The following is a 12002-nucleotide window of genomic DNA, read 5'->3' as shown; positions in this document are numbered from 1 at the left end:
GCGACTTCCCGGAGGCAGACATGCCAGCCGATCAAACAGCCTCAACGACTGCACGCCACTCCCGTCAACGCGCGCTCCTCCGCACGTGCGCGCCCCGCCGCCCACCAGCGGCAGCGTTCGGCGCGGGTCGCGGCAGAAGCGGATGCTGCGGAGGTGTCGGCGACAATGGCGGCGTGGATGCGTACGACGCCTCGTGGAAGGCGCTGAGCCCGCAAGTCCGGGACCGGATCGACGAGCTGCTGTGCTCTCGTCGGCTGATCGCGGCTATCGCCCTCCTACGCCAGGACGGCGGGCTGCAGCCGCCCCCCGGGCTGCACCAGGCGCAGGATCTGCTCACGCAGCGCAGCGCCGAACTGGACCGGCGGGGTTTTGTCGAGCCGGAGCCACCACCGCCGACGGTCGCACAGCTGATCGAGAAGGTGGCCGCTATCACCGCACCGGTCGTCGCTGTCGAAGCTCTGTGGGACGGCGACACGCAGGGCTGGTGCGTCGATCTGGTGGCAATCGTGCAGCGGCCGAGCCGGCATCACGGGCGCTTCGACGAGGTGCTGTTGACGGTGCTGCGGCACGGCGGTGACATCCGCCTCTTCAACGGCCAAGTGCCGTCGTGGACGGAGGCGCGGCAGGCAACCGAGCAGGGCCGGGCTATCGCCCGGCACGTCGGCGTGCCGTTCCACTTCACCAGCCCGGCAACGCCGGACGTCGATCTTCCACGCTGGTGGGACACCCAGCCCAGCTAGCCAGCAGGCACAGTCACGATCAGCTCCGCGACGTCGAAATACAGTGCTGGGTACGCCAAGTCGGCACCATCCGTGGAATGTATCTCCAAGCCGCCATAGACCAGCCGGGGCGAGGCGACACTGTCGGCGTCAGTGGGGCCACCAGCGCGGATGCTTCCATGCCGCTCGAAAGATCTTCTGGCACCCAGACATCATGAACACGAGCCAGGACGAATGCAAGCAATGTACCTTGCTCACAAGATCACCTAAGACTGGCCGGGCATCCGCTCATCGGCACGACCGGACGGCAACCGAGCCAGCTCGGAGCGACGCTGCGTAGCGCACGGATCGCGGCAGAATCCATGAGATCCGGATACTGAGTCGCCGCAGTAGGGACAGGAAGTCCGTCTGCGCGGGCAGAGGGCCTCATGGGCGCGGTTGCGGGTCTCGGTCTTCGGCGAAGGCTGTCTGCTCCGCGGGTGCAACCCAGATGCCGGATAGCTGTTTGACGTGGTGGACATGGTCTTCACTCGGCAGGTTCCCGACGCTTCGGACGGCCATCGCTGTCACGCTGGGCGACGCGCGACTTGCGGCGATGCCGTGCCATACTGCGGCACGTGCACGTGACCGGGGAAGTGCAGGTGACGTACGGCCTGCTGCGGCGGATGAGCCAAGACGCCCAGGGCCGTTGGCAACGCGTCATGCGGATGCTTCTGCTCGCCCTCGCGGCACTGGTTGTTCTGCTGGCCACGCTGCTCGCGACACTGACCGGGTTCAACGGTCGGCTGCTCTACCTCGTGCTGGTGTTGTGTGCCGCGTTCGCCGTGACGGAACTCCTTCCGGTACTGAGTTGGTTGCTGCAGCGCCGCCTCTTCGTCGAGCCGTTCCGGTACGGGGTGAGCACGTCGGGCGTCGACATCCAGACCGCGAGCAGCCGGACCCAGATCGACTGGTCCGGCGTCACCCGGATTCGGCGGCGACGCCATACCTGGCTGCTGAAGTACGGCATGAGCCAGATCCCGGTGCCGCGGGCGGCGTTCTCGCCCGAGGATCAACGGATCGTGGACGACTTCATCGTCGGGCGCCCCGAGTTCGCCGGGTGACCGTTCCCCGACGCGACCGGCCCGAGCAGCGAGACCGCCGAATCGTGCATCACGTCGACAGCGTCCCCGCGCGCAGCAGCCGACCGCTCGGCTACGGCCAGTAACCCGTACGGCAGTTGCGCAACGCACGGATCGCGGCATGTGAGGGCGTTGTGGCGCTCGGGCGGTCTGGCGCCGCGAGGCACCGGAACGTCACTTGAGCTGGCGGCCGGACCGCTGGAAGATCGTCACATGTCTGAATCGCAGGCCACCTGTTTCTGCTGCGGTGACTCACTCGAACCTGGGCATCCGGCAGCCAACTTCCAGCTGCCCGACGCCATCGCCCAACTCGACGACGACGAGCTCCGGCGTCTGGTTGACACCCACACGTACGTCGTACTGACGGTTCAAGGCCATGGGAGCTACCTGCGGGTGATCCTGCCGGTCCCCTTAGACGACGGGCGTACCGTCACCTTCGGGGTGTGGGTCGCCGTTTCGGAGGAGAGCTTCTACCGCGCCCGGGACTCATGGGCCAGCGAGGCCTACTCCTCATTGCGGCGCTTACCCCTGAAAGGGACGACCCTCGTGTGGGGGATGCGGTCTCAAGCTGTCGACTGCTGTCAGTTGGTGGCGGCCCACGTCGGCGAGCAGGTGCCGGGCGTCGTTGGTTCCGGTTCGGAGTCGACCCGCGTCGACGCTCGCGCTGCCTTCTCGCTGCCTCGCCGCCCGACGCCTCGCTTACAAGAGGAAGATGCCCCTGGCGGGGCACCCGCGGGTCTGTGAAACTCGATGCGTCGCCCGCCGACGTCGACAGAGCTTGGCACCTGCGAGCCCGTTTACAAGAGTGACGCTGGAACCCGCCCCGGTAGGTACCCCGGGTTGCCGCTATGAGCGCGTGTCTGAGTTTCTTAATCTTTCGCGGGTCCCGCGGGCGACGCCTTGTCGGCTCGGCTCCACCATGGAGGCGTCGTGGAAATCGTCTATCCGCGGGTCGCGGCGATCGACGTGCATAAGAAGCAGATCACGGTGGCGGTCCGCGTCCCAGGCGAGCAGGCCGGGCAGCGCCGCCAACAGGTACGCAAGTACCCGACGTTCTACAGCGCGTTGCGGGAAATGACCGGCTGGCTGATCGCCGAGCAGGTCACGCACGTGGCGATGGAAGCCACCGGCGTGTACTGGCGGCCGGTCTTCCACGCCCTCGCCGAAGCTGACGGGCTTGAGCTCCTGTTGTGCAACGCCCACCACGTCAAGAACGTGCCGGGCCGCAAAACCGACGCCTCCGACGCGGTGTGGCTGGCCGAGCTGTGCGAGGTCGGGCTACTGCGCGGCAGTTTCATCCCCCCGGCCGACATCGCCGCGATCCGGGAACTGACCCGCTACCGCAAGAAGCTGATCGAGGAACGCACCCGCGAGACCCAACGCTTGCACAAGGTCCTCGAAGACGGCGGCATCAAGCTCGATTCCGTCGCCTCCGACGCCACAGGTGTCTCCGGCCGGGCGATGATCGAGGCGCTCATCGCCGGCGAACGCGACCCCGCGGTGTTGGCAGATCTGGCCAGAGGTGTGCTGCGCAAGAAGATCTCCGATCTGACCCTCGCTCTCGCAGGCCGGTTCGCCGACCACCACGGCCTGCTCTGCCGGCTGCACCTGACCCACATCGACCACCTCAACGACATGATCAGCAAGCTCGACGCCCGCATCGACGAGGCCATCACCCCGTTCGCGGCGCAACGGGACCGGCTCAAAACCATCCCCGGCGTGGGTGACCGCGCCGCCCAAACGATCATCTCCGAGATCGGGGTGGACATGACCCGCTTCCCCACCCCGCCCACCTCGCCTCCTGGGCCGGCCTCTGCCCCGGCAACCACGAATCAGCCGGCAAACGCAGGAAAGGCACCACCCGTCACGGCAACCCACACCTCGCCACCGTCCCGGTCGAAGCCGCCTGGGCCACCTCCCGCACCAGCACCCGGCTCGGCGCCCGCTACCGCCGCCTCCACCGACGCTTCGGCAAGACCGGCAGCAAGAAAGCCGCCGTCGCCATCGCCCACACCATCCTCGTCATCGTCTGGCACCTACTCGCCAACGATCAGACCTACACCGACCTCGGCGCCGACTACTACACCCGCCGAGACGACCCCGAAACCCGCAAGAACCGACTCCTGCGCCAACTACACGACCTCGGCTACCAAGCCGACCTCACCCCACTCGCGGCCTGAGCCCAGCCCGACCTCTTGGAGTTTCGTCTGAGTTCTGAGCGCTTCGTCTGGCAGCGTCCGTCCGCATCCGCGACCTCGGGCCACTGTCCGCGCCGCGCAGTCCGCGGCTGCCCTCGTCCCGCTTCGTCGCTGTCACCGTTGCTGTCACAGCCACCCCTCAGGGTGGGGAGTCCGCCCGCGATCCTCGGGACCAACTCTGACCGCAAGACCCGACGGCCTTACTCAGCGTCTCGGCGAATCGCGTTCCAGGCGCTCCACGTCGCGCCCCCAAACAGCGATCAGCCCTTCGCTGATCGCGTCGTCGGTGACGCCCCTACGTATCCAACCGAGATCACGGTCGTTGTAGCGAAGCGCAAACACCAGTCCAAGCTCGCCTGAGATCTCCTCCAGCCACGCCACCAGCCACCGGAACTCGCCAAAGAACCGTCGTTCCACCGCAGGCGTCGCCCATGGTCCCGGCGCTAGAAACGCGTGTGTAAGCCCGATCTGGCGCGCGCCATCCCGGTCGACCTCGTCGAACGCTTCCGCCCTCTCGCCAACCCAGCTCAGCTTGCCGCAATCGCGCTCGTAGGCCCGCAGGAAACGGCTCACGTCCCTGTCGTCCAGGCGTCCCTCGCTGTAAGCGATCAGCTCATCTATTGGAACGGGCATGGTCCGATCCTAAGGACAGTCAGGAGCTGCCATCCGGACGACCGCACGTCCGACGGCGAGCCAGCGCCACGACTCCTTGACCCCCAGGCAACCAACACAACCGCCTGACCTGCTCCCCCGCGACAGGTGAGCTGCGAGAACGGTCCTCCGGCGTCCACGGTTGTCCGCCGACGTCGATCCCGGTCGTCACTCAGTTAGTCACCCGGTCCCACCGGGACCTCGTAGTCCCCACCCAAGCCGGTGACCTCGTCACCCTGAGGGTCGTAGATAACCAGGCCGTACTGCTCCGCCAGATCCAGGACGACGTCTAGCGCCTCACTGCCCCGCGGTGAGTAGCTGATGTTCATGCTCACGTGGTCGATGCCGACATCGAGAGGTGCCGACATCCAGGGCGACTCCGAGTCGTATGGCGGATGATCCGGGAAGCGCCCACGCAGTTCCTCATAGAAGGCGACGATCGGCTGGTCAAGCTCACCGTCTCGGTGCTCCATGCCGGTGCAGCGATCGGCCATCTGCCGCACATCGCCTGCCGTCGCGGAAGGCTCAACCGCCAGGACCACAAGATCAAAACTCACCGCTACATGCTCCCGGACCAGAAGCGGCTCCGTCGACTGAGCCACCCCGGGTTCTGTGGAGACCTCAGCTGTTGGCTCCAACCACCTCGCGGGGCTGGGGTTGAGCGTAGAGCATCGATTCGTATTCGGCCGGTGGGACGTGGCCGGTTGCGGAGTGCAGCCGCTGTTTGTTGTACCAGTCGACCCACTCGGCGGTGGCCCGTTCGACCTGGGCGAGACTGCGCCACGGGCCCCGAGGTTTGATCAGCTCGGTCTTGTAGAGGCCGATGGTGGACTCCATCAACGCGTTGTCCAGGGCATCGCCTACGCTGCCGATCGAGGCGTCGATACCGGCGTCGAGCAGGTGGGTGGTGAACCGGAACGACGTGTCTTGCTGACTGCCCGCATCGCTGTGATGCACCAGGCCTGCACCGACCGGCTGGCCGGCGCGGTGACGGCGCCACAGTCCCATGTCCTGGGCGGCCAGGACCAGCGGGGTTCGTTTGTTCGTCGCCGCGGACCAGCCCACGATCGCCCTGGAGTAGACGTCGACGACGAACGCGACGTAGACGACGCCGGACCAGGCGGCGACGTGGGTGAAGTCCGCGACCCAGCACCGGTTCGGTCGGGCGGCGGTGAAGTCCCGGTTGAGAGGTCAGCAGCACGCTGATGCCCAGGATCGGCGGTGGCGGTGCGGATCTTCTTGCCCCGCACGACACCGCCAGACCACAATCGCGCATCAACCGCTCGACCGTGCACCGGGCCGTCGGATGCCCGTGGCGGCGCAGCTCGTGCCAGATCTTGCGGGCTCCGTAGAAGCCGTAGTTCGCCGAGCGGATCTACCGCATGAGTGGTGTCAGCTGCGCGTCGCGCACCTGCCGCTTCGAGGGCGGACGCTTCTTGGCCGCCCAGGAGCCGCTCGGGGTGATCTGCAGCCCGTGCTGACGCAGCACGCGGCAGATCGGCTCGACTCCACCGAAGCGGTCCCGATGCTCGTCGACGAATTTCACGAGCGTGTCGTAGGCCGGTCGAGCTCGGCCGCGAAGAAAGCCGACGCGGCCTTCAAGATCTCATTCGCCCGCCGCAGCTCGGCGTTCTCCCGCCGCAGCCGCTTCAGCTCCGCCGACTCCTCCGACGTGACCCCCGGCCGCTGGCCGTCGTCGACCGGCGCCTACCGGACCCACTTACGCAACGTCTCGGCCGTGCCGATTCCCAGCCGTGCCGCCACCGCCGTGATGGCCGCCCAGTCCGACTCGTAGTTCGGCCGCACCTCCGCGACCATCCGCACCGCCCGCTCCCGCAACTCCTGCGGATACGGCTTCGTTCCTGCCATCTCTCGATCTTTCCCAAGCGGGGACGTCTCTACAAGATCCGGGGCGGTTCAGATGACACTCCCCAGTTCGCCTGGGTCCTGTCAGCCCTCTACCCGCATCAACCCTCCGATGGTCCGCGAACGAAGCGCCCCAGCCTTCCAGGCAGCTTGCACATCCCCAGGGCAGAGGCAGGCACCTTGGCGGCTTGCAGCCCAAAGAACTCGGCGTGCGACCGGCTGGCTTCTTTGCCGCCCTTCTATTCGGCACACAAGGCGCGGACGAGGCCCCTGGCCGGCGGTGATGCCGGTCAGGGGCCCCGTCGACGCGGTCAGCGTGCGTCAGCCGTCGGACTCCGGCGACGGGATGTAGGCGCCCGGCACGTCGTCCGGCGCGAAGAACTTGTCCTCGCCGGGGTATGGCTTCTTCCAGTCGTGCGCCTGGTACCACGTGAAGTGGTTCATCTGCGCGGGGTTCGCGAAGTCGGGCTTGGCGTCGGGGCCAGTCAGCCGCTGGTGCGACTTCCACTCGTCCCACTGCGCAGCGACCAGCTGCTTGTCCGCCGGCACCGTCGCCGACGGTGCGGCCGCGGCGAGAGGGTTCTGCGGCGCGGGGGTGTCCACGCCGCAGGCAGGCGGTGTGGCCAGACCTGCGGTCAGCGAGGTCCGGTTGGGCACCGCGGTGAACGGCGTGAGGTCCGGCTTCATGGTGAACGCCTGACGCATCGGGCTGGCGGCGCTGTCCTTCTGGTTCATCGGGTGGACCCCAAGGATCTGCTCGATGGTCCGGATCATTGTGATCTGCGTGTAGTAGTGGCTGTCGACGACGCCGCGCTGGGCCCAGGGGCTGATGATCTGGATCGGGGCGCGGTGGCCGTCGACGTGGTCGAGACCGGCCTGGGAGTCGTCCTCGACAACGAAGATCGCCGAGTCCTTCCAGTACGGGCTGTGCGAGATCGTGTCAACGATCTTGCCGACCGCGAGATCATTGTCCGCAACCTGAGCCGCCGCATTCGGCGGGCCACCGGTGTGGTCGCTGGACAGCCAGAACATGTTCAGGTTCGCCGGCCCGTTCTTTTCGAAATCACGCTTCCAAATCTCGTACCGGTAGATGTCCGGAACGCTCGTGTCGTACTTCGGGAAGCCCGGCACCGACACGCTGTTGAGCGACGGGATCGGAGAGGACGAGACCATGCGGTAGGCGGTGTCCTGCCCCGTCGCGGCCATGTTCTTGGTGTCGCAGTACAGGTTCTGCCAACTCGAGCCGGGCGGCTTGCTCAGGAACTGGTGGAATTCGCCGAAGTCCCGCACGGTCTTGCCGGCCGCCTGCGCCCCGGTCCAGATGAAGCCGGTGCGCTGGTGGCCGAGAGCGTCGTCCTCGGTATCGTAGCTGCGGATGTACTCACCGGCCGTGGACTCGGTGTACTCCGGGTTGTCGGCTTGCATCAGCCAGTTGTGGCCCTCGGCCGAGTTCGTGCCGATGTCGTAGGTGTTGTCGTACAGCCCGAACTGCTTTGCCAACGCATGCTGGTTCGGCGTCACGTTCTCGCCGAACTGCGCCAGCGACGGGTCGCCGTTGCCGCGCGGGTCGTCACCGAGGACCTGGTCGTAGGTCCGGTTCTCCTTGACGATCATGAAGACGTGCTTGATCGTCGAGGGGTCGCCGAGCCGCTGCGGGACGGGCACGGGCTTGGCCTTGCTGCCCTTGGCCAGCTTGACCGAGCCGCCGGTCCAGCCGTTCTGGCTGAAGACCTTGCCGGTCTCGGACTTGATGACCTTGTCACTCGGCAGCCTGAACCGCTGCAGGCTCGAGGTCGTGTCGTGGGTGCCGTGCCCGGCGCTGTTGGTGGGGCGGCGGGCATCGATACCACGGGTGTTGGAGACGAGCACCTGGTTCCCGGTGGCGGTGATCTCCGCGGGGAAGTAGTCGGTCGGGAGCAGGCCGACGTAGCTGACCGGCTCCAGTGGGGTCGTGTACCGGTAGACGGCGACCGCGTTGGCGCGGCCGAGCGTCACCAGCAGGTGACCATCGTCGGTGAGCGTCACCGCGTTGGGCTGGTAGCCCACCGTCGCCTCCGGCCACGGCTGGGTGGCGATGGTCTGGACGACCTTGTTGCTCGCGGTGTCGATGACCGACACGTCGTCGCTGTTGGTGTTGGTGACGAACAGCGCCCCGTTCTTGGCGTACAGGGCGGTCGGGTGCAGGCCGACGTCGATGCTGCCGACGGCGGCAGCCGGGTTCGCCACGTCGATGACGCTGACCGTGCCGGTGGTGGTGGAAGCTGTCGCAGGGTCGGCCGGCACCTGGGTGTTGTAGGAGTTGATCGTGCTCTCGCCGGGCAACGCCGGACGCCCGCCCTCGTTGCTGACGTAGAGCTTGCTGCCGACCATGATCATGTCACGCGGCGCATTGCCCACGGCCCAGCTCTGCTGGATGGCCCCGGTCGCCGCGTTGATGGCGACCACCCGGTTCTGGCCGTTGGCGGCGGAGTACACGGTGGAGCCGTCGGGCGAGAACACCGCCTCAGCCGCCAGCGCGCGCTTGGGCCCGTCCTGCGGGATCCGCATGAACGTCGGGCTGGCAAGTGTGCCGTCGGGGTTCACGGTGAATTTGGTGTAGCCGTCGGCCTGGCCCAGCCACAGCTGTGAACCGTCGGGCGAGTAGGTGGGGCCTTCCTGGCCCACGTCGTTGCCGCTGATGCGCAGGTTCGCCGCCGCGTTGTTGCCGACGAACTGCTGCACCTTCCAGGTCTTCAGGTCCAGGATGCCCAGCGCCATCCCACCGTCGGTGACCGAGGCCGCCAGGTGGGTGCCGTCCGGGCTGACCGAAGACGACATGATCTTGCCGGCGTTGATGACGAGACGCTCGCCGATCGGGCTGATGTACTGGTCGTCGGAAACGACCAGGCCCTTGTCGGTCACCTGGCCGACCTGGTCGGTGCCGAACTGGTGCGTCTGGGCGAAAGCGATGCCCGTGCCGGCGGCGACGACGACAGCGGTGGTGCCTGCCGTCGCCAGGGGTAGCCGGCGGGCGATACGTCGACGGAGAGGGCCGGATTGGTCCTTCTCCACACGCCGACGGCGGCGTGTTACCTGCATGGAGTCATCCCTTCGTGGTGTGGAGCAGTTCGACGTTGCCGTCGAACTGCCAGAGCGGGTTCGGTGCGTCCCCGGTTGAGGTCCGCACCAGGAAGTAGCCGTTCACTTCCTTCGGTCCGTCGCCATCGGCTACGAACCGCCCGTCTGGGGTGACGTCGAGCTGGTAGATGGCCGACCCTGCGGCCTCGACGTCAGGGAGATGCCAGGAGACGACGCAACGCCAGTCGTTGCCCGGCCCTTCGGCGGCGAGCTTCCCGCCGCCCTTGTTGCACGTCGCCGTTGCCTGCAGCTGCCCTTCGGTGACATCGGGACGGTTGAGCTGCTTGGTCTGCATGCGGTAAAGGTGGGCGAATGCCGTGGCCACCGAGCGCTGCACCTTGTCCTGCTCGATCCCGGTGCCCGTGGCCGGCGTCGCTACGGCGACGACCCCGACCGTCACGGCGAGCAACCCGACCAGCGGCAAGGCTCCGACGGTGACCGCGCGGCGCGCCGAGCCGTCGTCGGTGAGGTTGGTGAAGTCCCGTCGCAGGAACAGCATGTACGCCAGCGCTGTCGCGGTCACGGCCCATACCAGGCTGACCACGATGCCGATCAGGAGCGGGCCGAGCTGCGCAGAGCTGGTGAACAGACCGCTCCAGGCGATGAGGGCATAACCGGGCAGCGCGAGTCGCACGGCAACGGGCAGCGGCAGCATCTGGGCGAGCTGCATCGTGAGCGCGACGAGCGCGGGCAGCAGCAGCCCCATGGGAGATCGCCCCAGCGCGACGGACCCGAGCAGTCCGATAGCGGCGAGTGCCAGGGTCGGGGCGAGCACGCAGACCCAGGCGAGCAGAATCTTCCCGGCGGCGTCACCCGGCGTCAGCAGGTGGCCGTCGAGGCCGACCAGCGGCTGGTTGCCGACCGCGATGACCCCACCGACCGCGCTGGAACAGGCCAGCCCGGCCACGAGCAGCAGGATGACAGTGAGGCTGGACAGTGCCTTTGCGGCGAAGATCCGTCGAGGCGACCGGACCGCCACGAGCAGGTGGCGCCAGGTGCCGAGCCGGTCCTCGGAGGCGAACACGTCGCCAGCGACAACCGAGGTCAGCAACGGCAGTGCCCAGGTGCCCGCGAAACCGAGCGTCACCAGCGGTCCCGCCCACCCCGTAGCGTGCATCCAGCGGCCGAAGAGGGTGTCGACGGGCAGCGAGCTCTGCTGGCTCACCGCGGCGACGAACAGCGCCGGCGCGATCCAGCAGGCGAGGACCAGCAGCCGGATCCGCCATTGGGAGACCAGCTTGACCAGCTCAAAGCGATAGCTGCGCGCCACCGAGACGCGGCGCGCCCGGACAACGCTGTCGGCGGCGATGGTCGCGGTCACTGAATGGCCTCCTGCTGTTCGGTGAGGGCGAGGAACGCGGCCTCGAGCGGCGACACCACGGGTGCGAGCTCACGCACCGCAATGCCAGCGTTCACGAGCCGCACGACCAGCTCGTCGAGGGCGGGTGCCAGCGCGCGCACGACGAGCACCTCGGCGTCCCGTGCGCCGGCGTGGTCGACGTGGATCCCGGCTGTGTCGGCAGCCAGCTGCCGGGCGGCTTGGGGGTCGGAGGTGCGCAGCCGGTAGTCGAGTTCGCGGTTCTCGGCGGCCAGCTTGCTGAGCGGGCCGGAGAAGACGACCCGTCCGGTGGCGAGGATGGTGACCTCGGAGCACAGCGCCTCCAGGTCGTCCATGCGGTGGCTGGAGAGAACGACGGTGGTTCCTTCCGCCGCGAGCCGGGTGAGGACACGGTGTACGTGCTTCTTGCCGGCCGGGTCGAGGCCGTTGGAAGGTTCGTCGAGCACCAGCAGCCGGGGCTTGCTGAGCAGGGCCGCGGCGAGCCCGAGCCGCTGACGCATGCCGAGGGAGAAACCGCTCGCCCGGTCGTCGGTGACGTCGGTGAGCCCGACCTGGTCGAGTACGTCGTCGATCCCCGTTGTCCGCGCGTCCTGGCCGCGGAGAGCGGCCAGGGCGGCGAGGTTCTGCCGGGCGGTGAGCGAGGGGTAGAGGCCGGGACCGTCCACGAAGCCCGCGACGCCGTCGGGGGCGGCGAGCGCCCGAGCAATCGGCGTACCGAGGATCTCGAGGCGGCCGCTGTCGGCGACGGCCAGGCCCAACAGGAGACCAAGCAATGTGGTCTTGCCGGCGCCGTTCGGACCGACCAAACCGTGGATCTGCCCCTGGGTCACATCCAGCTCGATGCCGTCGAGTGCGACGACATCGCTGAAACACTTGGTGATTCCTCGAGCCCGGATTGCTAGTGGTGCGTCCATGAGCCCCTTCTTTCGTCGCCTCAGGCAACTTAGAGACGACAAGCGGCGCAGGCACGGACAACTGGCTGAACGTTCAT

The 12002-nt window shown here is 67.6% G+C and carries 8 protein-coding genes and 3 pseudogenes; 5 read left to right on the top strand and 6 right to left on the bottom strand.

What is annotated here, in order from left to right; translation table 11 throughout:
• Positions 1-173: 173 nt before the first annotated feature.
• The 5 genes and pseudogenes from ACTWLT_RS19125 to ACTWLT_RS19105 form a co-directional block, all read left to right on the top strand.
• Positions 174-740 (top strand): hypothetical protein, encoded by a 567-nt coding sequence (locus ACTWLT_RS19125; RefSeq protein WP_445319566.1) that lies wholly within the window; start codon positions 174-176, stop codon positions 738-740.
• Positions 741-1342: 602 nt separating this feature from the next.
• On the top strand, positions 1343-1822 hold the full coding sequence (locus ACTWLT_RS19120) for a YcxB family protein (RefSeq protein ID WP_445319565.1): 480 nt from the start codon (positions 1343-1345) through the stop codon (positions 1820-1822).
• A 231-nt stretch (positions 1823-2053) separates the two neighbouring features.
• Positions 2054-2584, top strand: a complete 531-nt coding sequence (locus tag ACTWLT_RS19115) for a DUF2199 domain-containing protein (RefSeq protein WP_445319564.1) — start codon at positions 2054-2056, stop codon at positions 2582-2584.
• 186 nt (positions 2585-2770) lie between these two features.
• Positions 2771-3613: pseudogene (locus ACTWLT_RS19110) on the top strand (IS110 family RNA-guided transposase); the annotation flags it as partial.
• A 65-nt stretch (positions 3614-3678) separates the two neighbouring features.
• A pseudogene (locus ACTWLT_RS19105) lies at positions 3679-4020 on the top strand (IS110 family RNA-guided transposase); the annotation flags it as partial.
• Between the two features lie 222 nt (positions 4021-4242).
• Here the strand turns inward: ACTWLT_RS19105 and ACTWLT_RS19100 are convergent.
• The 6 genes and pseudogenes from ACTWLT_RS19100 to ACTWLT_RS19075 form a co-directional block, all read right to left on the bottom strand.
• A complete protein-coding gene (locus tag ACTWLT_RS19100; RefSeq protein WP_445319563.1) occupies positions 4243-4671 on the bottom strand; it encodes a hypothetical protein in 429 nt (142 codons plus the stop codon).
• Between the two features lie 194 nt (positions 4672-4865).
• Positions 4866-5246: a hypothetical protein gene (locus ACTWLT_RS19095; protein WP_445319562.1), complete on the bottom strand. Its 381-nt coding sequence runs from the start codon at positions 5244-5246 to the stop codon at positions 4866-4868.
• Between the two features lie 64 nt (positions 5247-5310).
• A pseudogene (locus tag ACTWLT_RS19090) lies at positions 5311-6558 on the bottom strand (IS3 family transposase).
• Between the two features lie 318 nt (positions 6559-6876).
• On the bottom strand, positions 6877-9633 hold the full coding sequence (locus tag ACTWLT_RS19085; protein WP_445319561.1) for an alkaline phosphatase family protein: 2757 nt from the start codon (positions 9631-9633) through the stop codon (positions 6877-6879).
• A gap of 4 nt (positions 9634-9637) precedes the next feature.
• Complete coding sequence (locus tag ACTWLT_RS19080) at positions 9638-10993, bottom strand: ABC-2 transporter permease family protein (protein ID WP_445319560.1); 1356 nt, start codon at positions 10991-10993, stop codon at positions 9638-9640.
• Complete coding sequence (locus tag ACTWLT_RS19075; protein ID WP_445319559.1) at positions 10990-11925, bottom strand: ABC transporter ATP-binding protein; 936 nt, start codon at positions 11923-11925, stop codon at positions 10990-10992. Before ACTWLT_RS19075 ends, ACTWLT_RS19080 begins: the two co-directional genes overlap by 4 nt.
• Positions 11926-12002 lie beyond the last annotated feature (77 nt).

The sequence above is a fragment of the Micromonospora yongxingensis genome (assembly GCF_052601155.1).
This window is presented reverse-complemented; position numbering and strand designations above follow the sequence as displayed.